Annotated in this window: 25 protein-coding genes; 14 read left to right on the top strand and 11 right to left on the bottom strand. The window is 68.7% G+C overall.

What is annotated here, in order from left to right; all coding sequences use genetic code 11:
- Positions 1-33 precede the first annotated feature (33 nt).
- The 11 genes from MFF30_RS15795 (at position 34) to MFF30_RS15745 (ending at position 10,058) form a co-directional block, all read left to right on the top strand.
- Positions 34-1,044, top strand: a complete 1,011-nt coding sequence (locus MFF30_RS15795) for a DUF6352 family protein (protein ID WP_238280340.1) — start codon at positions 34-36, stop codon at positions 1,042-1,044.
- 50 nt (positions 1,045-1,094) lie between these two features.
- Complete coding sequence (locus tag MFF30_RS15790; RefSeq protein ID WP_238280339.1) at positions 1,095-1,607, top strand: DUF3305 domain-containing protein; 513 nt, start codon at positions 1,095-1,097, stop codon at positions 1,605-1,607.
- A complete protein-coding gene (locus MFF30_RS15785; protein ID WP_238280338.1) occupies positions 1,604-2,326 on the top strand; it encodes a DUF3306 domain-containing protein in 723 nt (240 codons plus the stop codon). The genes MFF30_RS15790 and MFF30_RS15785 overlap by 4 nt, the downstream gene beginning before the upstream one ends.
- A gap of 199 nt (positions 2,327-2,525) precedes the next feature.
- Positions 2,526-3,098, top strand: coding sequence for a TorD/DmsD family molecular chaperone (locus tag MFF30_RS15780; protein ID WP_373320916.1), 573 nt, complete (start codon positions 2,526-2,528; stop codon positions 3,096-3,098).
- Between the two features lie 70 nt (positions 3,099-3,168).
- A complete protein-coding gene (locus MFF30_RS15775; RefSeq protein ID WP_238280336.1) occupies positions 3,169-3,414 on the top strand; it encodes a formate dehydrogenase in 246 nt (81 codons plus the stop codon).
- Positions 3,415-3,421: 7 nt separating this feature from the next.
- Positions 3,422-6,364: a formate dehydrogenase subunit alpha gene (locus MFF30_RS15770; RefSeq protein ID WP_238280335.1), complete on the top strand. Its 2,943-nt coding sequence runs from the start codon at positions 3,422-3,424 to the stop codon at positions 6,362-6,364.
- 16 nt (positions 6,365-6,380) lie between these two features.
- Positions 6,381-6,977, top strand: a complete 597-nt coding sequence (fdh3B, locus tag MFF30_RS15765) for a formate dehydrogenase FDH3 subunit beta (protein WP_238280334.1) — start codon at positions 6,381-6,383, stop codon at positions 6,975-6,977.
- Between the two features lie 74 nt (positions 6,978-7,051).
- Positions 7,052-8,098 (top strand): formate dehydrogenase subunit gamma, encoded by a 1,047-nt coding sequence (locus MFF30_RS15760; protein WP_238280333.1) that lies wholly within the window; start codon positions 7,052-7,054, stop codon positions 8,096-8,098.
- A 40-nt stretch (positions 8,099-8,138) separates the two neighbouring features.
- Positions 8,139-8,378, top strand: a complete 240-nt coding sequence (locus MFF30_RS15755; RefSeq protein WP_238280332.1) for a hypothetical protein — start codon at positions 8,139-8,141, stop codon at positions 8,376-8,378.
- A 176-nt stretch (positions 8,379-8,554) separates the two neighbouring features.
- Complete coding sequence (locus tag MFF30_RS15750) at positions 8,555-9,199, top strand: hypothetical protein (RefSeq protein ID WP_238280331.1); 645 nt, start codon at positions 8,555-8,557, stop codon at positions 9,197-9,199.
- A 4-nt stretch (positions 9,200-9,203) separates the two neighbouring features.
- Positions 9,204-10,058 (top strand): shikimate 5-dehydrogenase, encoded by an 855-nt coding sequence (locus tag MFF30_RS15745; RefSeq protein ID WP_283205908.1) that lies wholly within the window; start codon positions 9,204-9,206, stop codon positions 10,056-10,058.
- A 31-nt stretch (positions 10,059-10,089) separates the two neighbouring features.
- Here MFF30_RS15745 and MFF30_RS15740 read toward each other — a convergent pair whose 3' ends face one another.
- From MFF30_RS15740 to guaA, 6 genes are all read right to left on the bottom strand, one after another.
- Complete coding sequence (locus tag MFF30_RS15740; protein WP_238280329.1) at positions 10,090-10,974, bottom strand: 2-hydroxy-3-oxopropionate reductase; 885 nt, start codon at positions 10,972-10,974, stop codon at positions 10,090-10,092.
- 22 nt (positions 10,975-10,996) lie between these two features.
- On the bottom strand, positions 10,997-11,761 hold the full coding sequence (locus MFF30_RS15735) for an HpcH/HpaI aldolase family protein (protein ID WP_238280328.1): 765 nt from the start codon (positions 11,759-11,761) through the stop codon (positions 10,997-10,999).
- Positions 11,762-11,819: 58 nt separating this feature from the next.
- Complete coding sequence (gene gudD / locus MFF30_RS15730) at positions 11,820-13,181, bottom strand: glucarate dehydratase (RefSeq protein WP_238280327.1); 1,362 nt, start codon at positions 13,179-13,181, stop codon at positions 11,820-11,822.
- 131 nt (positions 13,182-13,312) lie between these two features.
- Positions 13,313-14,197 (bottom strand): LysR family transcriptional regulator, encoded by an 885-nt coding sequence (locus MFF30_RS15725; RefSeq protein WP_238280326.1) that lies wholly within the window; start codon positions 14,195-14,197, stop codon positions 13,313-13,315.
- Positions 14,198-14,272: 75 nt separating this feature from the next.
- Positions 14,273-15,595: an MFS transporter gene (locus tag MFF30_RS15720; protein ID WP_238280325.1), complete on the bottom strand. Its 1,323-nt coding sequence runs from the start codon at positions 15,593-15,595 to the stop codon at positions 14,273-14,275.
- A 482-nt stretch (positions 15,596-16,077) separates the two neighbouring features.
- On the bottom strand, positions 16,078-17,634 hold the full coding sequence (gene guaA / locus MFF30_RS15715; protein WP_238280324.1) for a glutamine-hydrolyzing GMP synthase: 1,557 nt from the start codon (positions 17,632-17,634) through the stop codon (positions 16,078-16,080).
- Between the two features lie 164 nt (positions 17,635-17,798).
- On the opposite strand from guaA, the gene MFF30_RS15710 reads away from it, so the two are divergent.
- Positions 17,799-18,026 carry a hypothetical protein gene (locus MFF30_RS15710; RefSeq protein WP_238280323.1) on the top strand — a complete coding sequence of 76 codons (228 nt, stop codon included), beginning with the start codon at positions 17,799-17,801 and terminating at the stop codon, positions 18,024-18,026.
- Positions 18,027-18,132: 106 nt separating this feature from the next.
- Here MFF30_RS15710 and MFF30_RS15705 read toward each other — a convergent pair whose 3' ends face one another.
- Positions 18,133-19,434, bottom strand: coding sequence for an RsmB/NOP family class I SAM-dependent RNA methyltransferase (locus MFF30_RS15705; RefSeq protein WP_238280376.1), 1,302 nt, complete (start codon positions 19,432-19,434; stop codon positions 18,133-18,135).
- Between the two features lie 164 nt (positions 19,435-19,598).
- Here MFF30_RS15705 and MFF30_RS15700 point away from each other — a divergent pair, with 164 nt between their 5' ends.
- Positions 19,599-19,766 (top strand): hypothetical protein, encoded by a 168-nt coding sequence (locus tag MFF30_RS15700; RefSeq protein WP_238280322.1) that lies wholly within the window; start codon positions 19,599-19,601, stop codon positions 19,764-19,766.
- Here the strand turns inward: MFF30_RS15700 and panE are convergent.
- The 4 genes from panE to MFF30_RS15680 all read right to left on the bottom strand — a co-directional run bounded on the left by panE (position 19,760) and on the right by MFF30_RS15680 (position 23,857).
- Complete coding sequence (gene panE / locus MFF30_RS15695; protein ID WP_238280321.1) at positions 19,760-20,713, bottom strand: 2-dehydropantoate 2-reductase; 954 nt, start codon at positions 20,711-20,713, stop codon at positions 19,760-19,762. The genes MFF30_RS15700 and panE overlap by 7 nt on opposite strands.
- A gap of 77 nt (positions 20,714-20,790) precedes the next feature.
- Positions 20,791-21,222, bottom strand: coding sequence for an MAPEG family protein (locus MFF30_RS15690; RefSeq protein WP_238280320.1), 432 nt, complete (start codon positions 21,220-21,222; stop codon positions 20,791-20,793).
- 74 nt (positions 21,223-21,296) lie between these two features.
- Positions 21,297-22,790, bottom strand: coding sequence for an IMP dehydrogenase (gene guaB, locus MFF30_RS15685; protein ID WP_238280319.1), 1,494 nt, complete (start codon positions 22,788-22,790; stop codon positions 21,297-21,299).
- A 164-nt stretch (positions 22,791-22,954) separates the two neighbouring features.
- A complete protein-coding gene (locus MFF30_RS15680) occupies positions 22,955-23,857 on the bottom strand; it encodes a DUF3313 domain-containing protein (protein WP_238280318.1) in 903 nt (300 codons plus the stop codon).
- A gap of 305 nt (positions 23,858-24,162) precedes the next feature.
- Between MFF30_RS15680 and MFF30_RS15675 the strand changes: the two genes are divergently transcribed.
- Positions 24,163-25,397: MFS transporter (locus MFF30_RS15675; protein WP_238280317.1), on the top strand; the 1,235-nt coding region annotated here is incomplete at its 3' end.

Here is a 25,397-nt window from a genome sequence, read left to right as displayed (position 1 = left end):
CATGCCCACGACCAGACAGCCGAGGACAGCGCGATGACCGAGTTCTGGGTCTCGAGCGGCCATCATCTCACCCGGCGCACGGAGGGTGGCGGCCTCGGCGTGACGGACGAACTCATCCTCGCGTATCTCGCCCGGCCCGAACTCATTCCACCGGAGGACGCCTGCGACGCCGAGCGCCGGCTGTACGCGGACCTGCGCGCGGAACCGCGCCGGGCCGTCCCGCCGGAGGCGGTGGCGGCCATCGCCGATGCGGACGCGCGCGAGAACTGGGCGGTGCTGCTCGCCTTCCGCGATCGCCTGCTCGCCGCGCGCTCCATCGAGGCGGCCTATCTCGACCTCGTGCGCGGCGGCCTGCAGGGTACGCCCTCGCTGTTCCTGAACCAGCTCGTCCACCTCATCCTGCGCAACGCCCTCGACGGATGCGACGACCCCTTCGTCCTGCGCGCCGCCGAGCTGTTCTTCCGGGCACAGCGCGTGAGCCGCCTCGACGGGGCTGTCCTCCTCGCCGATTCCGAGGTGATCGAGGCGCGGGAAGGCTCGGCGCCGCTGTCGCCCCTGGTGACGATGCTCGGCAAGGAGGCGGCCAACGAGCTCGACATTCTCAACGCCGAGAATGCCTGGAGCTACTGGAGCCGCTCGGACGCCTTCTCGATGGCGCTGAACCTCGGCTCCAGCGCCCCGAGCCGTGCGGGGCTCGCCCGCGTGATCGAGGCCTTCATCGGCCATCTGCTGAACCTGGAGGTCCGGGTCGAACCCCTCGAGGCGCTGGAGGATTCCGACTGGCGCTGGTTCGTCGGCCTCGACGCCGAGGCGACGCGGATCGGCAACGCGCTCTGGCGCGGACAGGCGGTGGACGAGGCCGATCGGGCGCGGGTGATCGCGATCTTTCGCCTGACCTTCGCGGACCCGCAGCGCGTGGACCCGGCGGTCGGCGACCGGCCGGTCTACCTGCTGCTTGCCGCCAGCCCGGCCAATCTCGTCACCCTGAAACCGCAGAACCTGATCGTCGGGCTGCCCCTCGCGGGCCTCCCGTCCGGTTCCTGAGGCCCGAACGGCGCCCCGGCGCATTGTCCCGACGCGTGAAGGAAGAGGCGATGCCCGAGAACCACTTCGAAGTCGGCGTGCTGGTGGCCCGCCGGCGCCTGCGCGGCCCCTGGGCAAGTCACGCCTGGATGCCCGTCGCGGTCCTGCCGGCAGCACCACCCGTGGCGGCCTGGACCAAACTCTCCGAAACCGAGGAGGAGGCGGTGTTCTACGCCGGCGCCTTCGACGTCCTGCTCCATCCGGCCGAGACCTCGCATTACCGCGACAACCTCGTCTCCGGCCGCCCTGCCCTGTGGGTCGCGCTGCGCAAGCTCGACGAGGATCGCTACGAGGTCGCGGCCGTGACCGCGGACCCCTACGAAGGGGAATCGATGGCGGAGGGCATCGGCGAGATCGTCGAGGCGGTTCCGATGCCGGTTGAGTCGCAGGGCGTGCTTCAGGCGTTCTTCGAAGCTTTCCACATCGAGCGCAAGTTCGAGAAGCGCAAGCGCGACCGGGCCGATCCGGAAGCCCTGGCGCGCGGCGGACAGGGCAAGGGCCGTGGCGAGGGGCGCGGGGAATGAGCGACGGCATCCTCTCACGCTGGTCCCGGCGCAAGCGGGCGGTCCAGGCGGCAGAAGAGGTCGCGAGACAGGCGGCCGAAGAGGCCGCGCACCGGGAGGCCGAGCAGGCTGCCCGCGCGGCGGCTTTACCCTCTCCCGAGGCGGAAACGTCCCTCCCCGCCGCCTCCGCGCAGGGTGATCCCGCAATGCTGCCGGGTGCCGCTGACGAGGCCGACGCCTTGGCCGAGGCGATCGCCCGTCTGCCGAAGCTCGAGGACCTGACGGCGCAGACCGACCTCGCCCCCTTCCTGCGCGCCGGCATTCCCTCCGCCCTGCGGAATGCCGCGCTGCGCAAGATGTGGTCCGTCGATTCCGGCATCCGCGACTTCGTCAGCGAGGCGCGGGACTATGCCTACGACTGGAATACGCCGGGCGGCGTGCCGGGACTCGGTCCGATGCTGCTGACCGACGACATCAAGGCGATGGTCGAGCGCGTGATCACCGGTCCCCCACCGTCGACGCCGGTTGCGCCCGATCCGAGCCAGACCGAGCCGGCCGATGAATCCGGCGTCGCGGCCGAGGCCGAACTCCCCGCCGCGCTCCCGGCCGCACCTCCGCCCGATATGGCCGAGCCCATCGTGCAGCCGGCGCGTAATCCCTCCCCGGATCAGGTCGAGCCATTTCAATCGCCCGCAATTGTATCGCGGCTGCGACGCCATGGCGGGGCAATGCCGGTCTGAACGACAGATTCGCGATTGCAGCCGATGCAAACGCTTTTTATCATAGATACAAAGTAGCAGGTTCCTCGAGAGGGCCGGCCCGGGACGGATTGGATCGAGGAGTGGAATGCGTTCCGTTGCGCCGCGTTCAGAGGCATCGGCAGACAGCGATCTCAGCATGTCTGCGGCGATCCACTCTGGCGGTCACGTGAGCTTGACCGTGGACGACGTCGATCTTCTGCGTGCACAGCAATATGATCTCCTCGCCGTCTTGCTCGGTCGGGCACCGGACGCGCCGTTGCTCGGGGCACTCGCGGGCCTGAAGGGCGGCGACAGCGTGCTTGGGCGGGAAGTCGCCGCGCTCGGTGCGCTGGCGGAGTCCGCGACCGTGAAGGCGGTCGAGCGGGAATATTTCGACCTGTTCATCGGTGTCGGGCGCGGCGAGCTCCTCCCCTACGCCTCCTATTACCTCACCGGCTTCCTCAACGAGCGTCCCCTCGCCCGGGTCCGGGACGACCTCGCGTCCCTCGGGATCGAGCGCGACGAGGCGATGACCGAACCGGAGGATCACCTCGCGATCCTCCTCGATGTGATGGCCGGCCTCGCGGCCGGACGTTTTCCGGCCGAGGCCGGAGCCGAGCGGGCGTTCTTCCAGCGGCACCTCGCCCCCTGGGCGGGGCGCTTCTTCGCGGATCTGGAACGCGCCCGCGCGGCGCATGTCTATCGTGCGGTGGGCGCCCTCGGGCGCGCCTTCGTGGAAATCGAGGCTGCGGCCTTCGCCATGGATGCCTGAGGCGGCATCCGTAGACCGATTGATCGAGGCGCGCGCCTTCGCGGCTGCCGCTTCCTGAGGAGTGTCGACGATGGGACAGGAACAGAAGGACCAGCTCGGTCGTCGCCAGTTCTTCCGGGCGCTCGGCGGCGGAACGGTGGCGGCGGCGGTCGGCGTCTCGACCGCGCCGATGACCGCCACCGAGGCCAAGGCCTACGATCCGGGCACGGACGAGACCCGGTCGCGCTATCGCCTCAGCGACGAGGTGAAGGCGTTCTACCGGACCAACGGCTACGAAACGATCCAGAACAGCACCAACGCCGCCGGAAAGAAGTGAGTCTGCGATGCTGACCAAGCGCAAGAGCGGCGAGGCGAGCCGCACCAAGCACCAGGCCGTCGCGGCCGGCCTCGCCGCCGGGGTCCTCGACCGTCGCGGCTTCCTGAAGAAGTCCGGGCTCACCGCCGGGGCCCTGGCGGCGGCCGGCACGATCCAGCTCGGCGCCGTGCGGCAGGCGCGTGCGGCCGGCTCGTCAGCGACGGGGCCGGACGTGCAGGTGAAGAAGAACATCTGCACCCACTGCTCGGTCGGCTGTACCGTGACGGCCGAAGTCGTCAACGGCGTCTGGGTCGGCCAGGAGCCATCCTACGCCAGCCCGATCAATCGCGGCACGCACTGCGCCAAGGGCGCGGCGATCCGTGAGCTCGTCTCCTCGGATCGTCGCCTCAAATACCCGATGAAGCTCGTCGGTGGGCAGTGGCAGCGGGTGTCCTGGGAGCAGGCCATCGAGGAGATCGGCGACAAGCTCGGCGCCATCCGCGAGAAGAACGGCGCCGATTCCGTCTACTGGCTCGGCTCGGCCAAGTTCACCAACGAAGCCGCCTACCTGATGCGCAAGTTCGGCGCCTTCTGGGGCACGAACTCCGTCGATCACCAGGCCCGCATCTGCCACTCGACCACGGTGGCGGGTGTCGCCAACACCTGGGGCTACGGCGCCCAGACGAACTCCTACAATGACATCCGCAACGCCAAGACGATGATCATCCTGGGCGGCAACCCCGCCGAGGCGCACCCGGTCTCCATGCAGCACGTGCTGTCGGGCAAGGAGATCAACCGCGCGAACATGATCGTCATCGATCCGCGCTTCACCCGCACCGCCGCCCACGCCACCGAGTACGTGCGCATCCGCTCGGGCACCGACATCCCGGTGGTCTGGGGCATCCTCTGGCACGTCTTCCAGAACGGCTGGGAGGACAAGGAGTTCATTGCCCAGCGCGTGTACGCGATGGACGACGTCCGCAAGGAAGTCGCGAAGTGGAATCCGGAGGAAGTCGAGCGCGTCTCCGGTGTGCCCGGGGAGCAACTGCGCCGCGTGGCGGAGATGTTCGCCAAGGAGAAGCCCGCCACCTTGATCTGGTGCATGGGCGCGACCCAGCACACGGTCGGCACCGCCAACGTGCGCGCGCTCTGCATCCTGTGTCTGGCCACCGGCAACGTCGGCAAGCCGGGCACGGGCGCCAACATCTTCCGCGGGCACACCAACGTGCAGGGGGCCACCGACATGGGCCTCGATGTCACGTCGCTGCCGCTCTACTACGGCCTCGTCGAAGGCGGCTGGCGGCACTGGGCCCGGGTCTGGGACGTGCCCTACGAGTGGCTGCAATCCCGCTTCGACGAAGTGCCCGCTCAAGCCGGCCGCAAGGCGCGCACCCGCAAGGAGAACATGGAGGCGCCCGGCATCACCTCGACCCGGTGGTTCGATGCCGTGAACCTGCCGCCCGAGCAGATCGACCAGCGCAGCCCGGTCAAGGCCTTCATGGTCTTCGGCCACGGCGGTAACACGGTCACGCGTCTGCCCGAGGCGATCGAGGGCATGAACAAGCTCGAGCTGCTGGTCGTGGCCGATCCCCACCCGACCACGTTCGCGGCCTTGGACGCTCGCCAGGACAACACCTACCTTTTACCGATTTGCACCTCGCTCGAGATGGAGGGTTCGCGGACCGCCTCGAACCGTACGATCCAGTGGGGCGAGCAGATCGTGAAGCCGGCATTCGAGTCGAAGAACGACTACGAAGTCCTGTATCTCCTGGCCAAGAAACTCGGTTTCGCCGACACCCTGTTCAAGGGCATCAAGGTCAACAACAACGTCCCCGACGCCGAGGATCTCCTGCGTGAGATCAACCGCGGCGGCTGGTCGACGGGCTATTCCGGGCAGAGCCCGGAGCGTCTGAAGGCGCATATGCGCAATCAGGCCAAGTTCGACCTCATCACCCTGCGCGCCCCGAAGGATGATCCGGAGGTCGGAGGCGAGTATTACGGCCTTCCCTGGCCCTGCTGGGGCAAGCCCGAACTCAAGCACCCCGGCTCGCCGATCCTCTACAATACGAGCCTGCACGTGAAGGAGGGTGGCAGCACCTTCCGCGCCCGCTTCGGGACCGAGCGCAACGGGCAGACGCTTCTGGCCGAGGACAGCTTCACCAAGGGGTCCGACCTCACGGACGGCTACCCCGAATTCACCTTCGGCGTGTTCAAGAAGCTCGGCTGGGACAAGGACCTTCGGCCGGACGAACTCGCCACGATCCTGAAGATCGGTGGTGACAAGCCCGACACCGTGAGCTGGGCCACCGACCTGTCGGGCGGCATCCAGCGGGTCTGCCTCGACCACGGCGTGATCCCGTTCGGCAACGGCAAGGCCCGTGCGAATGCCTGGAACCTGCCCGACCCGGTGCCGGTGCACCGGGAGCCGGTCTACACCTCGCGCCCCGATCTCGTGGCGAAATACCCGACCCGCCCCGACGAGCGTCAGCTCCGCATGCCCAATATCGGCTTTTCGGTGCAGAAGGCGGCGGTCGAGCGGAACATCGCGCGCGACTTCCCCATCATCCTCACCTCGGGTCGCTTGGTCGAATACGAGGGCGGTGGCGAGGAGACCCGCTCGAACCCCTGGCTCGCCGAATTGCAGCAGGACATGTTCGTCGAGATCAACACCGGGGACGCCGCCGAGCGCGGCATCAAGGACGGTGCCTGGGTTTGGGTCACGGGCGCGGAGAACAGCTCCAAAGCCAAGATGAAGGCGCTGGTCACCGACCGCGTCGGCAAGGGCGTCGCCTTCATGCCCTTCCACTTCTCGGGTTGGTACGAAGGCAAGGACATGCGCGACTACTACCCGAAGGGCACCGACCCGGTGGTGCTCGGCGAGAGCGTGAACTCGGTGACCACCTACGGCTTCGATCCTGTGACGGGCATGCAGGAAACGAAGTGTACCCTGTGCCAGATCAAGGCCGCGTGAGAGGAGCGCATCCATTATGGCCCGTATGAAGTTCCTCTGTGACGCCGACCGTTGCATCGAGTGCAACGCCTGCGTCACCGCGTGCAAGAACGAGCACGAGGTGCCTTGGGGCATCAACCGCCGTCGCGTCGTGACGCTGAACGACGGCAAGCCGGGCGAGCGCTCGGTCTCCATGGCGTGCATGCACTGCACCGACGCGCCCTGCGCCGCCGTGTGCCCGGTGAACTGCTTCTACACCACGGCGGATGCCGTGGTGCTGCACTCCAAGGATATCTGCATCGGCTGCGGCTACTGCTTCTATGCTTGCCCGTTCGGCGCACCCCAGTATCCGCGCGTCGGGAACTTCGGTTCGCGCGGCAAGATGGACAAGTGCACCTACTGCTCGGGCGGCCCGGAGCCGGACCTGTCGGTGACGGAGTACGAGAAGTACGGTTCGAACCGTCTGGCCGAGGGCAAGCTGCCGCTCTGCGCCGAGATGTGTTCGACCAAGGCCCTGCTCGCCGGCGACGGCGAGATGATCGCCGAGATCTACAAGCAGCGCGTCATCAAGCGCGGCTACGGCTCCGGCGCCTGGGGCTGGAAGACGGCCTACCGCGAGACCGTCGCGATCTGATCGCCACGGACATGCACAAGGGATCGCCGCCCACGCGGCTTTCCCGGACGACACGACACGCGAAAGGAACGCCGATGCGGCGGGCAGTCACGCTTCTCAGCACCCTCGTCCTCGCCACGACGCTCCTCGTCGCGCCGGGGGCGTTTGCGCCCGTCCAGGCGCAGAACCCGATCACCAAGGACGGCCAGAACCCGATGGGCGCCAAGCCCACGGCCGATTCGGTGAACGAGGAATTTCTCTTCAAGAACGCGGACAAGATCACTGGCCGGGTCAGCATCCCGGACGGCAAGGCCGCGAACCTGATCCAGCCGCAGGGCCGCGAGTACCAGTCGTTCCGCGAGGGCTACCTGCCCTGGATCGGCGCGATCTTCATCCTCGGCATGGTCGCGGCGCTGGGGGCGTTCTTCCTCTGGCGCGGCCGCATCCTCACCGATGACACCCAGGAATCGGGGCGCAAGATCCTGCGCTTCAACGCCTTCGAGCGCTTCACGCACTGGATGACGGCGGTGTGCTTCATCATCCTGTCGCTGTCGGGCCTGAACTACATCTTCGGCAAGCGCCTGCTGATGCCGCTGATCGGCCCCGAGGCCTTCGGTGCCCTGGCCCAGTGGGCCAAGTACAGCCACGTCTATCTCGCCTGGCCGTTCATGTTCGGCGTCGCGATGATGTTCGTCGTCTGGATCAAGGACAACATACCCAACCGCATCGACTGGGCCTGGATCAAGGCCGGCGGCGGATTCATCGGCAAGAAGCACCCCCACGCGGCCCGCTTCAACGCCGGCCAGAAGGGCGTGTTCTGGATGGTCGCCGGCTTCGGCGCCGCCATGAGCCTCACCGGCGTGATGATGCTGTTCCCCTTCGCGCTCCTCGATATCAACGGCATGCAGGTCATGCAGGTGATCCACTCGCTGATCGGCATCGTCTTCATCGCCGGCATCCTGGCGCACATCTACATCGGCACCCTCGGCATGAAAGGCGCCTACGACGCCATGGGCAGCGGCGAGGTCGATCTCGCCTGGGCGCGCGCGCACCACGACCTCTGGGTCGAGCAGGAGCAGGCCAAGACCTTGAGCGGACCGCAAATCGGCGGTGGCCGTCGTCACCCGGCCCCGGCCGAATAACGCAATCGGGCCGCACCGGCGGCGGCGAGGAATACGATTCATGAAAGCCTTCATCGTCGCCGTGATCGCCGCGATCGGACTTGGTGTCGCGGCCATGTATGCCCTGACCAGCAACCAGAAGTTCGCCTATCAGGCCTTCGCCACCACGGGCGCGCGCGTCTCGGAGCCGGGCGCCAACCTCGTGGGCGAGAAGTGGACCGGCAATCCGAGCACCAACGACACGAGTGAGTCGGCTCACGGCAAGGCCACTGGCGAGCCGTCGCACCCGAAGCGCTCCTGACCCAGCTGCCGCTCGGTCCGAGCGGTGGCCTAATCCGACGCGTCCTTGCGGCGTTCGGAGCGAAGATCCGAATTCGCCATCCTGTAGATCGAGCGGATTTGGCACGAGACCCGCGCGTCGACCCACGACTTGGGCCGACAGCCCTTCCGTTGTGCCTGGATTCCAGGGGACCGAGCATGATCCATCGCCTGCCCTTCGTCGCGCTTCTGCTCTCGTCGACACTGATGGCGCCGAGCGCCTTCGCGCAGGATGCCGCTCCGGCCCCGGCGCCCTCAGCCGGGCCGGCGAACCTCTGCCAGGAACTCGTGGCCTTCGTGAAGAAGCCCGAGGAGAAGAAGCAAGAGGCCGCGACCCCGGCGTCGCAGGCCACGGCGGTCTCCAATCCGTCCGGCAAGAGCGAGGGTCAGCCCTCCGCGTCGGGCGGCCAGCCGCAGCAGAGCGCCGGCCTCAGCGCACCGCCGACCACGCAGGCCAAGGCACCGGGCAGCGAAGCCCCGGCTCCGGCTGCGACGGCGAGCGATGCCAAGACCGTACGGGACGACAAGTCTACAGGGGGCGACAAGACCTTGAAGGACGGCATGGCCGTGCTGGCCCAGGCCAACGCTGCCGCAAAGAACCCCCCGCCCCCCGCCGCGCCGGCTCCGAGCCCAAAGCCGGACGAGGCGCTGATCGCCAAGATCGACGCAGCGGCCGCGGCCAACGATCAGGCGACCTGCCGTGCCGCCGCCCGGACCATGCGGGTCGCCGGCGTGATCATGCCGCCGCCCCTGCTGGCGCTGTCCGCCCTAGACCCAAAGTTCTTCGCCGGCTCCCAGCCCTGAGCGCGTGACCGGTCCCCAGGAACGCCCAGTCGAACACCTGCCCCCGCGCCCGCCGATCGGGCGGGACACGCGACTTTGCATGTCGCTGTCCGGCCGGCCGGGACATTTCGGCTCGCGCTTCCACAACCGACTCTACGCCCTGCTCGGGCTCGACTACGTCTACAAGGCCTTCACCACCACCGATCTGGCAGGCGCCATCGGCGGCATCCGCGCCCTCGGAATTCGCGGATGCGCAGTCTCGATGCCGTTCAAGGAGGCGGTGATCCCGCTCCTCGACGCCCTCGATCCCTCCGCGCAGGCGATCAAGAGCGTGAACACCATCGTCAACGACGACGGTCGCCTGACGGGCTTCAACACCGACTACGTCGCGGTCCGGCGGCTTCTCACGGAACATGCGGTTGATCCCGCGACGCCGTGCCTGCTGCGTGGCTCGGGCGGCATGGCCAAGGCAGTTGTCGCGGCCTTGCGGGATGGGGGATTTCGGAACGGAACGATCCTCGCGCGCAACACGCAGGCCGGCGCCGCCCTGGCGGAACGCTACGGGTACGCGTTCGCGACCGATCTCGACGGGCGGACGGCCCCCCTTCTCGTCAACGTCACCCCGATCGGCATGGACGGGCCGGACGCGGATGCACTGGCATTCCCGCTCGACGCGGTCGCGGCCTGCGCGATCGCCTTCGACGTCGTGGCACTGCCGGCACGCACGCCTTTCCTGGTCGCGGCCGAGCGCGCCGGTAAATCCTGCATCACCGGACACGCGGTCCTCGTGCTTCAGGGTTTGGAGCAGTTCATCCGCTACACCGGCGTGACACCGACCCCTGAGCAAGTGGCGGACGCGGCCGCCTACGCCCGGACTTGACGCCCCGAGCGCAGACGGCCGCCGCCGGATCTCAGCCCTCCGCGACCGCGTGGTTGCCCATGATCTCGAGGGCGCGCACCAGGGCCGAATGGTCCCGGTCGCCGGCCCCATTGGCCACGCAGGCCGAGAAGAGCTGCTGGGCCAGGGCCGTGCCCGGCAGGGCGAGGCCGAGGGACTTGGCGCCTTCGAGCGCGAGGTTCAGGTCCTTCTGGTGCAGGGCGATGCGGAAACCCGGATCGAAGGTGCGCTTGATCATGCGCTCGCCGTGCAGTTCGAGGATGCGGGAGGTGGCGAGGCCGCCGGTGATGGCCTGACGCACCTTGGCCGGATCGGCACCGGCCTTCGAGGCGAACAAAAGCCCTTCGGCCACTGCCTCGATGGTCAGCGCGACGATGATCTGGTTGGCGACCTTGGCGACCTGACCGGCGCCCACCTCGCCCACATGCGTCACGGTCTTGCCCATCAGGTCGAGGAGCGGCTTCACGCGGGCAAAGGTCTCCTCGTTGCCGCCGACCATGATGGAGAGCGCGGCGTTCTTGGCGCCGACCTCGCCACCGGAGACCGGCGCGTCGAGGTACTCTGCACCACGCTCGGCAAGGCGCGCGGCGAAATCGCGGGTGGCGATCGGCGAGATCGAGCTCATGTCGACCACCACGGCGCCGCGCTTCACGCCTTCTGCGACGCCGTCGGCGCCGAACAGCACGGCCTCCACGTCGGGGGTGTCGGGCAGCATCAGGATGATCACGTCCGAGCGTTCGGCCACCTCGGCGGCGGTAGCGCAGGCGTGGCCGCCGGCCGAGACGAGGACCTCCGGCACCTGTCGGCGGGTCTTCAGGGCAAGGCTGTGACCGCCCGCGATGAGGTGGCCGGCCATGGGCGCGCCCATGATGCCGAGGCCGATGAATCCGACGTTCATATCTGTCTCCGGGGTGAAGGCGTCAGCGGAAGCGCGCGGCCAGCGCCTCGGAGGTCCGGGCCAGCAAACCCATGTCCGAGCCGACCGCGGTGAAACGGGTGCCTGCCGCGATGTAGCGGTGGGCCAAGTCCTCGTTGGCGGTGAGGATGCCGGCATGTTTGCCGGTGCGGCGGATGCGGGCGATCGTCTCTTCCACGACCGCGACCACGTCGGGGTGGTTCTGCTGACCGATGTAGCCGAGGCTGGTGGAGAGGTCGCCGGGCCCGATGAAGACGCCATCGACACCCTCGACGCCCGCAATCTCCTCGAGGTTGTCGAGGGCGCGGCGCGACTCGATCTGGACCGCCACGAAGATCTCGGCCTCGCAGCGGGCGTGATAGTTCGGGATGCGACCGAATCGGGCGGCGCGCGGGGCCTGCGAGAAACCGCGCACCCCGCGCGGGGCGTAACGGGTGGCTGCGACCGCGCGGGCGGCTTGGTCGGCATCGTCGATGTTGGGGATCATCAGCGACTGCACGCCGGTGTCGAGGATGCGCTTGATCGCGATAGGCTCGTCGCTCGGCATCCGCACCATGGCGTTGGCCGAGCCCTCCATCATGGATTGAACCTGCGCATAGACGTCGCGCAGGTCGTTGGCGGAGTGTTCCATGTCGAGGAGCAGCCAGTCGAAGCCCGAGCCGGCCACGACCTCTGTGGAGATCGGGCTGGCGAGGCTGCACCAGAGGCCGATCTGCTGCTGGCCGGCATTGAGCGCCGCCTTGAAGCGGTTGGTGAGGATATCGGTCATCGTCGCGTCTCCGGAGTTGGGGGTCGGCGCACCAGGGGAAATTACCGGACGAGGCAAATCACCGGACGAGGCAGGGGCGCTTGTTGTCGAAGGTCCAGTTCGGGATGAGGAACTGCATGGCGGAGGCATCGTCGCGGGCGCCAAGGCCGTGGCTCTTGTAGAGAGCATGCGCCGCCTCGACTTCCGACCAGTCGAGCTCGATGCCGAGGCCGGGGCGCTCGGGCACGCGCACGAGCCCTCCCTCGATCCGGAGCGGCTCCTTGGTGAGGCGCTGTCCGTCCTGCCAGATCCAGTGAGTGTCGATGGCGGTGACCCGGCCGGGGGCGGCGGCGGCCACGTGAGTGAACATCGCCAGCGAGACGTCGAAATGGTTGTTCGAGTGCGAGCCCCAGGTCAGGCCGTGATCACGGCAGAGCTGCGCGACGCGCACCGAGCCGGCCAGCGTCCAGAAATGCGGGTCGGCGAGCGGAATGTCGACCGAGCCGAGCTGGATCGCGTGGTTCATCTGGCGCCAATCGGTGGCGATCATGTTGGTGGCGGTGGGCAGGCCCGTGGCGCGGCGGAACTCGGCCATGATCTCGCGGCCCGAGAAGCCCTCCTCAGCGCCGCAGGGGTCCTCCGCATAGGCGAGCACGTCGCCGCGTCCCTTGCAGAGGCGAATGGCCTCCTTCAGAGACCAGGCGCCGTTTGGATCGAGGGTAACGCGGGCCTTCGGGAAGCGCTCGTGGATCGCGGTCACCGCCGCGATCTCCTCCTCGCCGGCGAGGACGCCGCCCTTCAGCTTGAAGTCGTTGAAGCCGTAGGTCTCATAAACGGCTTCCGCCAGACGGGCGACAGCGTCGGGGGTCAGGGCCTCCTCGTCGCGCAGGCGGAACCAGCCGTCGCGGGCCTCCGGCTCGCGGTAGGGCAGATCGGTGCGGCGGCGGTCGCCGACATAGAACAGGTAGCCCAGCATCTCCACGGCGTCGCGCTGCTGCCCCTCGCCCAGGAGGGCGGCCACCGGCACCTCGAGGAACTGGCCGAGGAGATCGAGGAACGCGGATTCAATCGCCGTGACGGCGTGGATGGTGACGCGCAGGTCGAAGGTCTGGAGACCGCGTCCGCCGGCATCGCGGTCGGCGAAGCGGGTGCGCATGGCGTTGAGCACCGCCTGCCAGTCGCCGATGGGGCGGCCGACGATGAGGTCGCCAGCCTCCTCCAGGGTGGCGCGGATGCGCTCGCCGCCCGGCACCTCGCCGAGACCCGTGGCGCCGGTCGAGTCGGTCAGGATCACGAGGTTGCGGGTGAAGAAGGGGCCGTGCGCGCCGCTGAGATTGAGCAGCATGCTGTCGCGGCCGGCCACCGGCACGACCTTGATGGCGGTGATGGTGGGGGTGCGCGAAAAGCCGCGCGCGGTCGACGTGCTGGAATCCTGGGCCATGAGCGTTCTCCCGAACCGGTCGCAGCGATGTCTGCGCATCGTCTTGCGGGTCTGGTTCTAGGGCAGACCGGCGATGTTGGTCCAAGCCAAAGGCTGGATCGATCGATGCCTGAAGCGTATCGATCGGCGGCTCAGTGCAGGTCCGGTGCGAGCTTGCGCAGATGCGCCAGGAGCGGGTCGTCGCTGCCGCGGCGCCAGGCGAGGTGCAGTTCCGCCGGGCGCGGTTGGGCCAATTCCAGGGGCCGAAAGGCGACGCCCTCGAAGCGAAGGCGCTCGGCCGCCGCCGGCACGATGGCGATGCCGAGGCGTGCGCGGACCAGCGCCAGGATCGAGTGGATCTGGGTCAGGCGCTGGACGATGCGGGGCTGAAGGTCCGTGCCGGCGAAGAGGCCGATCAGCAGATCGTGGAAGTAGCTCGCCTCGTGCGGCGCGTAGCCGACGAGCGCCTCCCCCTTGAGGTCCTCGAGGGTCAGGGCGTCGCGGCCGACGAGGGCGTGTCCGTCGGGGAGCGCGACGATCAGCGGTTCGGCCAGGGCCTGCTCCGATTCGAGTTCAGGATGGTTCACGGGCGGCCGGATGAGGCCCGCATCGATCTGGCCGGACAGGATCGCCTCGACCTGATCCTTGGTCACCATCTCGCGGAGCGAGAGCGTGACGTCGGGCATCGCGCTCCGGCAGGCCATGACGAGGCGGGGCAGAAAATCGTAGGCCGAGGCGGCGGTGAAGCCGAGCTTGAGCACGCCGGCCCGGCCCGCCGCCACCTGCCGGGTGATATGGGTGGCGGTCTCGGCCAGCCGCAGGATGCGCAGGGCCTCGGGCAGGAAGCTTCGCCCGGCGGCGGTGAGCCGGACGGACCTGCTGGTCCGGTCGAGGAGCTGGACGTCGAGGACGCGTTCCAGCACCTGGATCTGCCGCGAAAGCGGCGGCTGGGTCATGTTGAGCCGGGCAGCGGCGCGGCCGAAATGCAGTTCTTCGGCGACGGCGGCAAAGCAGCGGAGTTGGCCGAAATCGAGCATCTGGCCTCGCACGGGAATGGCCGCGGGCGGATGCCCACGGCCACGGATCGTCTCACGGTTGTGACGGGGATGGGATCAGTGCAACTCCACCCGGCGGATCTCACCGACGATCACGAGATAGCAGAACACCGCCACGAGGGCGTTGAGCCCCACGAAGACCAGGGCGCCGTTGAACGAGCCGGTCGTCTGGACGATGTAGCCGATCACGATCGGGGTCGTGATGCCGGCGGTGTTGCCGAAGGTGTTGAACAGGCCGCCGTTCAGGCCGCCGGTGGCGCGCGGCGAGGTGTCGGAGACCACGGCCCAGCCGAGCGCCCCGATGCCCTTGCCGAAGAAGGCCAGCGCCATCAGCCCCACCACGAGGGCGTCGGCCTCAACGTAATTGCAGCCGATGATGCACATGGAGAGGAGCATGCCGCCCACGATCGGAATTTTTCGCGATGCGGTGAGGGAGTAGCCGCGCTTCAGCAGCATGTCGGAGATCCAGCCGCCCAGGATGCCACCGATGAAACCGCAGAGAGCCGGCAGCACGGCGGCGAAGCCCGCCTGAAGGATGGAGAGCCCACGCTCCTTCACGAGGTAGACCGGGAACCAGGTCAGGAAGAAGTACGTCAGCGTGGTGATGCAGTACTGGCCGATATAGATGCCGAGCAGCATGCGGTTCGACAGCAACTGCCGGATCGTGCGCCCGGCATTGACCGGGGCCGCGGCGCCGCGTCCGTCCATGTCCAGCAGCGCGCCGCCCGCCTCGATGTAGTCGCGCTCGGCCTGATTGATCGACGGGTGCTCCTTCGGCCCGTACATGACCTGTGTCCAGAGCAGCGCGAACGCGATGCCGAGCGCGCCCATCAGGGTGAAGACGTGATGCCAGCCGTAATGGTGCACCACCCAGCCCATGAGCGGGGTGAACAGCACGGTGGCGAAGTACTGCGAGGAGTTGAAGAAGGCCGAGGCAGTGCCGCGCTCGGAGGTCGGGAACCACGCGGCGGTGATGCGGGCGTTGGCGGGGAAGACCGGCGCCTCGGCGAGCCCGACCAGGAGGCGCAGGCTGAAGAGCACCGCGACCGCCGTGAAGCCGGTGAAGAACCCGACGGCCCCCTGCATCAGGGTGAAGGCCGACCACAGGAAGATCGCGCCGGCATAGACCCACTTGGCGCCGTAGCGGTCGAGCAGCCAACCACCCGGAAGCTGTGCCAGCACGTAGGACCAGGCGAAGGCGGAGAAGACGTAGCCCATGGAGACCGCGTCGAGGCCGAGGTCCTTGGCCAGCGACGGGCCGGCGATCGAGAGCGTCGCGCGGTCGGCGTAATTGATGGTGGTGGCGAAGAACAGCATCGTGACGATGAGGAGCCGTACACGGCTCCGCTTCGCCGCGGTCATGACCAGACCGGCGCCCATGGCGTCTCTCCCTGAAAGCGGACCCGCCCGGCTATTGCCGTAGCGGACATCGGCCGTTCTCAGATCCTTTCGGACACGGCGGCCATTTGCAGGGTCGAGCCTAGGGCCCGCCGCGAGGCAGCGTCCAACTCAAAGGCTGGATGGATCGATACCGGAACGGCATCGATGCGCCGGGCGTGCGGCGCTCACGGGCGAACCGGCCGCGAAGGTTTTTTGTAAAAAAGTGCCGATCTAGCCCCATTGCCGAACGAGCGAATGCTGGGGGACGCCGGCGCGCCTTACCACGCCGAGGAAAACGACTTGGCAGGCGATACGGATGATCTGCGTGGGGTCTCGATTGCGCCTCGGAGTCGGACACGACGTGTCCGCGTCGACGGCGCAGCGGTGCGGATCGTCCGCTAGATCAGAATCTGCGAACCTTCACCGGAGCGGGTGACGCAGGATCTCGCCATCGGATCCATTCGTCCTGACGCCCCGCTGGATCACTCCCACTCGATGGTACCGGGGGGCTTGGAGGTGATGTCGTAGGTCACCCGGTTGATGCCCTTGACCTCGTTGATGATCCGCGTTGCCACACGGCCGAGGAACGCCATGTCGAAGGGGTAGAAATCCGCCGTCATGCCGTCGACCGAAGTGACTGCGCGCAACGCGCAGACGTGGTCGTAGGTGCGGCCGTCGCCCATCACGCCGACGGTCTTCACGGGAAGGATCACCGCGAAAGCCTGCCAGATCGTGTCGTAGAGCCCAGCCTTGCGGATCTCGTCGAGGTAGATCGCGTCGGCCTTGCGCAGGGCCTCCAGCTTCTCGGGCGTGATCGTGCCGGGGCAGCGGATGGCCAGACCCGGGCCCGGGAAGGGATGGCGTCCGACGAAGGCCTCGGGCAGCCCGAGTTCCTTGCCGAGCACCCGCACCTCGTCCTTGAACAGTTCGCGCAGGGGCTCGACCAGTTGCATGTTCATGCGCTCGGGCAGGCCGCCGACATTGTGGTGCGACTTGATGGTCACCGACGGGCCGCCGGTGAACGACACGCTCTCGATCACGTCCGGGTAGAGGGTGCCCTGGGCCAGGAAGGCGGCGCCGCCGATCTTCTTCGATTCGGCCTCGAACACGTCGATGAACAGGCGCCCGATCGTCTTGCGCTTCTGCTCCGGGTCGCTGACGCCGTTCAGTTCTCCGAGGAACAGATCCTGCGCCTCCACGTGGACGAGGGGGATGTTGTAGTGGTCGCGGAACAAGCGCACGACCTCCTCGGCCTCGCCCATCCGCAGCAGACCGTGGTCGACGAAGACGCAGGTGAGCTGATCACCGATCGCTTCGTGAATAAGCACCGCCGCGACCGCCGAATCGACGCCGCCCGACAGGCCGCAGATCACCCGCTCACGGCCCACCTGCGCGCGGATCTTCTCGATCGCCTCCTCGCGGTAGGCGCCCATGGTCCAGTCGCCGGAGCACCCGGCGATGTCGCGGACGAAGTTGCGGATCAGCAGGGCACCGTGCGGCGTGTGCGCCACCTCCGGGTGGAACTGCACCGCGTAGTAGCCGCGCGCCTCGTCGGCCACTGCCGCGAAGGGGGCGTTCTTCGACATGGCGACGGTGGTGAAGCCGTTGGGGAGCTTGGTGACGCGGTCGCCGTGGCTCATCCAGACGGGGTAGTGCTCACCGACATGCCACACGCCCTTGAACAGAGGGCATTCCGACAGGATCTCGATCTCGGCCCGGCCGAACTCGGCGTGGTGGCCACCCTCGACCTCGCCGCCGAGCTGGGCCGCCATAGCCTGCTGGCCGTAGCAGATGCCGAAGACCGGCACGCCCGAATCGAACACGACCTGTGGCGTCCGGGGCGAGGCTTCGGTGGTCACCGATTCGGGGCCGCCCGAGAGGATCACGCCCTTGGGCTTCGTCTCCGCGAAGGCCTCGGCCGCCTTCGTAAAGGGGACGATCTCGCAATAGACCCCCTCTTCGCGCACGCGGCGCGCGATGAGCTGCGTCACCTGGCTGCCGAAATCCACGATGAGGATTTTGTCGTGTTCTGTCGTCATGGAACCGGAGTTAGACGAGGCCTCGATCCTGTGCAACGGATCGGCTCGCAGAGCGGTCACGCGATCGGCACCGGGCTGGGGATGGGGAGGTCCGGCGCGTTAACCGAACGTTCACCGCGCGGCCCCGAAACCGACGCCCCCAGCAACGAACAGGAGCCTCAGCCATGAGAGCCACCATCTTCGGGATCGCCGCCCTCGCCCTCACCGGTCTCGGCACCACCGCTGCTTCCGCCCTGCCCGTCCCGGCGGGTGTCGCCCCGGCCAGTGGCATCGAACAGGTGCGCGTCGTCGAGCGGACGGTGATCCGCGGCCCCCGCTGCAAGACGGTCGTCACCAAGCGCCGTGGCCCCTTGGGTCGGGTCGTCGTGGTGCGCAAGCGCCGCTGCTTCTGAAATTCGAGCAGTGCGACGTCCGATCGGGCACCGCTCGGACGTCCCCGCTCACGGATACGGAATGGCCCCCGTCGGGGGCCATTTCTCGTTTCAGCCCCGTCTCGTTTCAGCCCCGTCTCGCCAGGGTGGCCACGTAGAAGCCGTCCGTGCCGGTCAGGGCGGGACTCATCTGGAGGCCATGCCGGGTGAAACGAACGGACGGCGCGATTCCGGGGGCGTACGCCGCTACGATGTCGGCAGCGGGGATGACCGCGAAGTCGTCCGGGCGTCGCGCCAGGAGGCCGGCGACGGCGGCGTCATTCTCCTCGGGCAGAAGCGAACAGGTGATGTAGGTGATGCGCCCGCCGGGCCGTACCAGCCGCGCCGCCCGGTCGAGCACCGCGGCCTGATCGGCGACGCGGAGGCTCAAGGCGTTCGGGCGCAACCGCCATTTCGCGTCGGGATTGCGCCGCCAGGTTCCGGAGCCGGTGCAGGGGGCATCGACGAGGACGCGGTCGGCGCCGCCATCGAGGTCGCCAAGCACGTCGGCGCGGGCCCGGCCGGCGCGGGGCGTGCGGATTTCCGCGACGGCGCCCGCGCGGCGCAGGCGCTCGTGGATCGGGGCCAGACGGCGCGGGTCGTCGTCGCTGGCCACAAGCCGGCCGGTATTCTCCATCATCGCGGCCAGACTCAGGGTCTTGCCGCCGCCGCCGGCGCACAGATCGATGACGGTCTCGCCGGGCCGCGCGCCGCTCAACAGGCTCGCGAGCTGCGAGCCCTCGTCCTGGATCTCGTACCACCCATCGATGAATTCCGGCTCGACATGAAGGGCCGGGCCGCGTCCATCCTCGCCGATGGGAATGCGCAGGCCGTTCGGCGCATGCGGGGTCGGTTCCGGGGTGAGGTGTGCGAGGCCCGCCAGGGCGTCGGCGCGGCTGTGCTTCAGGGTGTTGATGCGGATATCGAGGGGCGCGCGCCGGCTCAGGGCGCGCAGCTCGTCGCGGGTCTCGGCCCCCAGGATAGCCTCTAGGGAGGGAAGCACCCATTCGGGCACGTCCCCGGCGACGTGTAGCGGCGCGTCCGCCAGTGTCCCCTCGGTCAGGCGCGTCCACTCGTCGGCGGTCAGGGGATCCGGGGCGAAGCGCTCGCCGCTGAACATCTCCGCGATGGTGGGGGCGGCGAGGCCGTACTGGAGGCGCAGCATGCCGATGACGAGACCGCGCGGGCTCTCGTCGGCCATGATCCAGGCAGCGGAGGCGCGGCGGCGCAGGGTGTCGTAGACGAGGCTCGCGATGGCGGCGCGGTCGCCTGATCCGGCGAAGCGGTGGGCCAGGCCCCAATCCTTGAGGGCATCGGCAGCGGGGCGGCGGCGCGCCGCGATATCGGCGAGGACTTCGATGGCGGCGGACAGGCGGGCGGGGGGCGTCAGGGCAAAGTCCTCGGAGTTCTCGGCGCCGCTCTCGGCGGGTGCCGCGATACGGCCACGCTTCGGGCGGTCGCCCGTCACAATACGGTCGAGCTTCCGGCGCCTTCACGGCTCAGCTTGAGCCAGGGTGCCGCGCGGAGCGGACCCATGGAGCTTTAGAGAACCCCATGTCTCCCGTCATCCATCTCAGCCTCGCCGGCCTCCTCATGCTGGCGGTCGCGGCCTGCTCCACGGCGCCGGCCGCACCGGACCTGTCGGCCCCGCCGCCGCGCCGCCTCGATGCCAAGACCCAGCTCGAGTACGGCGCGCCGCCGCCCCCCGGGCCGCGTTACTGAGTCTTGGCCGCCGCCTCGCGGGCGCGGCGGTTCTCGTAGGCCTTGAGGTGGGTGTAGACGCGGTCGAGCATCGGATGCCCGTCCGCGTCGGGTGCCCGGGCGATCAGGTCGCCGATGATGTGGTCGGCCTCGATCCGGGCGCCGCCCTCGATGTCGCGCAGCATCGAGGCGGTGAAGGCGGAGCCCTCGGCGGTCAGGGTCTTGCGCGTGTTGTCCGCCACGTTCGGGCGCGGCGCGTAGCCGGCGGCCTCGGCGATGGCGCGGCACTCCTCCATCAGCGCCTCGATGAAGCCGAGCCCGCCTGGGGCGGCGACGATGTCGCCGATGGTGGCGCGCATGAGGCAGGTCGATCCGGCCAGCGTCGCCAGGAAGCTCCACTTCTCCCACATCTCTAGGACCATGCTCTCGCTGAGGCGCGGCTGGAAATTCACGCCCCGCATCAGCGCCTCGATGGCCTCGACCCGCGCGGAACGACCGCCGGCCCGCTCGCCGAAGGTCAGGGTGTGGAGCTGGTTCATTTGTCGGATCTCGCCCGCCGGGCCCAGAGTCGCCGCGATGGCGCAGGACCCGCCGAGCACGCGCTCCGCCCCGAACCGCGCGTCGAGGGCGTCGAGGTGGCGCATGCCGTTGAGCAGGGGGAGGATCGCGGTCTCGGCTCCGATGGCCGGCGCGACGTCCGAGATAGCGCCGTCGAGGTCGTAGGCCTTGCAGGAGAACAGCACGAGGTCGAAGGCGCCGGCCTTTCCGGCCGCGAGATCGGCGGCCGTGACGGTCTGTGGCGCCGCGATGTGCAGATTGCCGGCCGGACCCTCGACCTTCAGGCCGGCATGCGCGAGCGTCTCGGCGCGGGCCGGACGGACGAGGAAGGTTACGTCGCGGCCGGCCTCGGCGAGGCGCGCACCAAAGTATCCGCCGGTGGCTCCGGCGCCGACAACGAGCACGCGCATGATGTCCTCCACTTCGTTCTTCGCGGGTCACCGCCCATTCCGGGCATCGACCGCCGATGGTGCGCCTTGGTAGCGTTTCAAACGCCGGCCGGCGCCAGGAAAATCCGGACCGCGAAGACGATCCACATCGCCAGCAGCACCAGCGTCCCGGCGGTGAACGCCCGGAACCGCGACGGGACGTGATTGGTGGTGAGGTAGATTCGGGCGTGGAGGAAGCGCGTCGCAACGAAGACCCAGGCCAGGACCACGAAGAGCAGGTCAGCCTTGCGCGTCGCCATGGCGAAGCCGACCAGGACGTAGAACAGGACCGGGATCTCGAACTGGTTCGCGAAGGTGTTGGCCGCCTGCTGGGCCGGGGCCGGCCAGTCGCGCTGGCCGAGCGAGAGTTCGCAGCCCTTCGTGCCGCCGCTGCGCAGCGCGGAGAGGCGCTTATGCCCGGTCCAGAACAGCAGCGCGAAGGTGAGGAAGATCTGGGCGAAGTCAGGGGCCAGGATGGCTTGGACGGTCACGGCGTCTCCTTCGCCCGACGACCCGGCCGGATATCCGGCGCGGGCCCGCGCGGGCTGGGTCCGCGCCGCGCGGGTCAGGCGCGGCCGGGGTAGTTCGGGCTTTCGCGGGTGATGGTGACGTCGTGGACGTGGCTCTCGCGCAGGCCCGCATTGGTGATGCGGATGAACTGCGCCTTTTCCTGGAAGTCCGGAATCGTCGGGGCGCCGACATAGCCCATTGCCGCCCGCAGGCCGCCGGCGAGTTGGTGCAGCACGGCCGCCACCGGGCCCTTGTAGGGGACCTGACCCTCGATACCCTCCGGCACGAGCTTGTGGGTGTCGCTGACCTCGGCCTGGAAGTAGCGGTCGGCGGAGCCGCGCGCCATCGCGCCCACCGAGCCCATGCCCCGGTAGCTCTTGTAGGAACGGCCCTGGTGCAGGAACACCTCGCCGGGGGCCTCGTCGGTGCCCGCGAGCAGCGAGCCCAGCATGGCGACGGAGGCACCGGCCGCGATCGCCTTGGCGAGGTCGCCGGAATACTTGATGCCGCCGTCGGCGATGACCGGCACGTCGGCGCTATGAGCGGCCTCGACGGCCTCCATCAGGGCGGTGAGCTGCGGCACGCCGACTCCGGCGACGATGCGGGTGGTGCAGATCGAACCCGGGCCGATGCCGACTTTGATCGCGTCCGCGCCGGCGTCGATCAGGGCCTGGGCGCCGTCGCGGGTCGCGACATTGCCGGCCACGACCTGCACGGCGTTGGAGAGCTGCTTCACCCGGCGCACGGCGTCGAGCACCTTGATCGAGTGGCCGTGGGCGGTGTCGACCACGATGACGTCGCAGCCGGCATCGATGAGGCGCTCGGCCCGCTCGAAGCCGCTGTCCCCGGTGGTCGTGGCGGCGGCCACCCGCAGGCGGCCCTGTTCGTCCTTCACCGCGCCCGGATAGGCGACCTGCTTCTCGATGTCCTTGACCGTGATCAGCCCGATGCAGCGGTAGTGATCGTCGACGACGAGCAGCTTCTCGATGCGGAACTGGTGCAGCAGGCGCTTGGCCTCGTCCTGGCTCACGCCCTCGCGCACGGTGATGAGCCGGTCGCGGGTCATCAGGTCGGCAACGGTCTCCGAGGCGTTGGTGGCGAAGCGCACGTCGCGGTTGGTGAGAATGCCGACCAGCTTGCCGCGGGAGCCGTTGGGGCCGCGCTCAACCACCGGGATGCCCGAGATGCGGTTCTGCTTCATCAGCGAGAACGCGTCCGCCAGGGTCTCGTCCGGGTGGATGGTGATGGGGTTCAGCACCATGCCCGACTCGTACTTCTTGACGAGCCGGACCTGCTCGGCCTGCTCCGCCGGTTCGAGGTTGCGGTGAATGACGCCCATGCCGCCGTTCTGCGCCATGGCGATGGCCATCGGCGCTTCGGTGACGGTGTCCATGGCGGAAGCCAGGATCGGCAGGTTGAGGTGGATCGAGCGGGTGAGCCGGCTCGCGATCTTCACGTCGCTGGGCATCACCGAAGAGGCAGCGGGACGCAGCAGGACATCGTCGAAGGTCAGGCCCTCGATGATCGAATCAGCGGTGATGCGGGCCATGTACCAACTCCGGAACGGGTGCTGCGCCGGGCCCATTCGGGCTGTCCGGCGTCATCGGGTTGGCACGGGCCAGTATCATGCGCCGGGACGCCACGCAAAGCCGGCACGGGCCCACCGACACAGGAAAATGCGCCGGATGAGCCTTCGTCCGGTGGGGGTTGCGCCTAGCGCAGGCCCCGGGGGGCGCCGGGCAGGCCCTCGGCCGGTCCCTTGTCGGTCCATTCCGGCGGGGCGCCGACATAGTCGCCCAGGATGCCGTCGAGGCCGGGAGCACGGCCGAAGGCCTCGCAATCCGGATCGAGGGGGGCTTCACCCAGCGTCGTGATGCGGACGCGGTCGTAGGTCGGCAGCGTGACCGGCGCCTTGAACGGGTCTTCGCCGGTGGCGAGGTAGTAGCCGAAATCCTGGCCGAATTCGCCGGCGAGGTCGTAGGCGTCGCTGGCCGGGGAGAACCGGGCCTGATTGGTGAAGGCGTTGCTGGCGCCGCCCCAGACCATCGCGGCCCGCTGCACGTTGCGGCTGTCCAGGGCCTCGGCCTCGACCGTCAGGCTGCCGAGCCCGATCGGGATGCGGGGGATCGGGACGCGGCCCACCGCCGTCGCGAAGCCGGCGCCGAGTTGGGACGCGATGGTGATGCCGGCCGAGGTCGCCACGGTGGCGCCGGCCGCCGGCACGTTGGTGAGGTCGATCCGGGTCACCGCCGAGCGCACGGTGAGGTCGGCCTTCCGGCCGGTGACGACGTCGTAGCGCAGGGAGAGCTCATAGCAGAGCGCCCGGTCGGCCGCGTTGGCGACGAGCTTGCGCTCGGCCGGCGTCAGTCCCGGGGCCACGACCTCGGAGAAGGTGGTGGGCACGATCCGCACGGTCCGGGTGGCCGTCAGGACAGCCGGATCGACGAAGATTCGCGAGGAGCTGGCCGTCTCGTCGCTGGCGGTGAGGCGGTCGTAGCGCGTCAGCGCGCCCGATTCCGTCAGGACGACGGTGCCGCAGCCGGCGACGGCAACCGCCAGCGCCAGGCAGGAGACGAAGCCGGCCAGCCTGCGTCGATGTTCGAACCTCGGAAGCATCGGGGACTTTCTTGGAGCCGTGGTAGGGGGCGCCCGGCACGACTCCGAAGCGGAGTCGAGCGGCGACCGATCATGCAGCCGAGCTTAGCGGCTCCAGCAACATTGTGGAAAGGCGCGCGCCGCCGGTCCTAGTCCGTTGCTGGTCCGATGTGGCCGCAGGGCCACGCCGCCCGGAGGGCCCGGCCGTGCACGTGCGACATGCCACATTCATCCCGTGCGTTTCGTCACCGAGCGCGCACGGGCCGCGTTTCACTTTTCGCCGCCAGGAGGCACTCGGGCGGCTTGACCGGACCTATGTCACGCCGATGCGCACGTCCCAGATCGTCCCCCTCGTCGTCGCCACCGCGCTCTTCATGGAGAATACCGATTCCACCGTGATCGCCACCGCGCTCCCGGCCATCGCCAGGAGTCTGGGTGAGGACCCGATCGCCCTGAAGCTCGCGCTGACCGCCTATCTCGTCAGCCTCGCGATCTTCATCCCAATCAGCGGCTGGATGGCCGACCGGTTCGGGGCCCGCACCGTGTTCCGGATCGCCCTCGGGGTGTTCATGGCCGGTTCGCTCGCCTGTGCGGCCTCGAACTCGCTCGTCGGCTTCGTCGCGGCCCGGTTCTTCCAGGGGGTCGGAGGCGCCATGATGGTGCCGGTGGGGCGCCTCGTGATCCTGCGCAGCGTACCCAAGAGCGAACTCGTCAGCGCGCTGGCCTACCTGACGATCCCGGCCCTGATCGGACCGATCTTCGGTCCACCGCTGGGCGGTTTCATCACCACCTATCTCGACTGGCGCTGGATCTTCTTCATCAACATCCCGATCGGCATCGCCGGCATCGTGCTGTCGACGATCTACTTCGAAAACATCCGCGAGGCCGAGCGTCCGCCCCTCGACGTTCTCGGCTTCCTGCTCTCCGGGCTAGGGCTCGCCACGCTGATGCTCGGTCTCGCCTCCACAGGTCGAGAGCTCTTGCCGGAGGGCCTGTCGTGGATCTGCCTCGGCGCCGGCTGCGTGTTCCTCACCCTGTACTTCCGGCATTCGCGCGGCCTGGCCAATCCGGTCATCCGCCTCGACCTGCTGCGGTATCCGACCTTCCGGGCGGCTGTGACGGGCGGCAGCCTGTTCCGGATCGGCACCGGGGCGATCCCCTTCCTGCTGCCGCTGATGCTGCAGATTGGCTTCGGGCTCGACCCCCTCCGGTCGGGGCTGATCACCTTCGCGGCGGCGGCCGGCGCGCTCCTGATCAAGATCATCGGCCCCCGCATCCTGCGCGCCTACGGCTTCCGCCGGGTGATGCTCGTCAACGCGCTCGTCGCCTCGGCCTTTCTAGCGGTAAATGGCCTCTTCACCGCCGAGACGCCGCACGCGGTCATCATCTGCGTTCTGCTGATCGGCGGCTGCGTGCGCTCGCTGCAATTCACCTGCGTCAACGCCATCGCGTATGCCGAACTGGAGAGCCGGGAGATGAGCGCCGCAACGAGCCTTGCCAGCGTAGCGCAGCAGCTCTCGCTCAGCCTCGGGGTCTCCCTCGGGGCGCTGGCCCTGGAGGG

Source organism: Methylobacterium goesingense (genome assembly GCF_022179225.1).
Lineage (GTDB): Bacteria > Pseudomonadota > Alphaproteobacteria > Rhizobiales > Beijerinckiaceae > Methylobacterium > Methylobacterium goesingense.
Note: the sequence above shows the minus strand (reverse complement) of the source record. Positions and strands in the feature narration are given on the sequence as shown.

Excerpts from the sequence above, each read along its gene's own strand:
- MFF30_RS15795 (WP_238280340.1), top strand. The coding sequence starts at position 34 with ATGACCGAGTTCTGGGTCTCGAGCGGCCATCATCTCACCCGGCGCACG.
- MFF30_RS15790 (WP_238280339.1), top strand. The coding sequence starts at position 1,095 with ATGCCCGAGAACCACTTCGAAGTCGGCGTGCTGGTGGCCCGCCGGCGC.
- MFF30_RS15785 (WP_238280338.1), top strand. The coding sequence starts at position 1,604 with ATGAGCGACGGCATCCTCTCACGCTGGTCCCGGCGCAAGCGGGCGGTC.
- MFF30_RS15775 (WP_238280336.1), top strand. The coding sequence starts at position 3,169 with ATGGGACAGGAACAGAAGGACCAGCTCGGTCGTCGCCAGTTCTTCCGG.
- MFF30_RS15770 (WP_238280335.1), top strand. The coding sequence starts at position 3,422 with ATGCTGACCAAGCGCAAGAGCGGCGAGGCGAGCCGCACCAAGCACCAG.
- fdh3B (WP_238280334.1), top strand. The coding sequence starts at position 6,381 with ATGGCCCGTATGAAGTTCCTCTGTGACGCCGACCGTTGCATCGAGTGC.
- MFF30_RS15760 (WP_238280333.1), top strand. The coding sequence starts at position 7,052 with ATGCGGCGGGCAGTCACGCTTCTCAGCACCCTCGTCCTCGCCACGACG.
- MFF30_RS15755 (WP_238280332.1), top strand. The coding sequence starts at position 8,139 with ATGAAAGCCTTCATCGTCGCCGTGATCGCCGCGATCGGACTTGGTGTC.
- MFF30_RS15750 (WP_238280331.1), top strand. The coding sequence starts at position 8,555 with ATGATCCATCGCCTGCCCTTCGTCGCGCTTCTGCTCTCGTCGACACTG.
- MFF30_RS15740 (WP_238280329.1), bottom strand. The coding sequence starts at position 10,974 with ATGAACGTCGGATTCATCGGCCTCGGCATCATGGGCGCGCCCATGGCC.
- MFF30_RS15735 (WP_238280328.1), bottom strand. The coding sequence starts at position 11,761 with ATGACCGATATCCTCACCAACCGCTTCAAGGCGGCGCTCAATGCCGGC.
- gudD (WP_238280327.1), bottom strand. The coding sequence starts at position 13,181 with ATGGCCCAGGATTCCAGCACGTCGACCGCGCGCGGCTTTTCGCGCACC.
- MFF30_RS15725 (WP_238280326.1), bottom strand. The coding sequence starts at position 14,197 with ATGCTCGATTTCGGCCAACTCCGCTGCTTTGCCGCCGTCGCCGAAGAA.
- MFF30_RS15720 (WP_238280325.1), bottom strand. The coding sequence starts at position 15,595 with ATGGGCGCCGGTCTGGTCATGACCGCGGCGAAGCGGAGCCGTGTACGG.
- guaA (WP_238280324.1), bottom strand. The coding sequence starts at position 17,634 with ATGACGACAGAACACGACAAAATCCTCATCGTGGATTTCGGCAGCCAG.
- MFF30_RS15710 (WP_238280323.1), top strand. The coding sequence starts at position 17,799 with ATGAGAGCCACCATCTTCGGGATCGCCGCCCTCGCCCTCACCGGTCTC.
- MFF30_RS15700 (WP_238280322.1), top strand. The coding sequence starts at position 19,599 with ATGTCTCCCGTCATCCATCTCAGCCTCGCCGGCCTCCTCATGCTGGCG.
- panE (WP_238280321.1), bottom strand. The coding sequence starts at position 20,713 with ATGCGCGTGCTCGTTGTCGGCGCCGGAGCCACCGGCGGATACTTTGGT.
- guaB (WP_238280319.1), bottom strand. The coding sequence starts at position 22,790 with ATGGCCCGCATCACCGCTGATTCGATCATCGAGGGCCTGACCTTCGAC.
- MFF30_RS15680 (WP_238280318.1), bottom strand. The coding sequence starts at position 23,857 with ATGCTTCCGAGGTTCGAACATCGACGCAGGCTGGCCGGCTTCGTCTCC.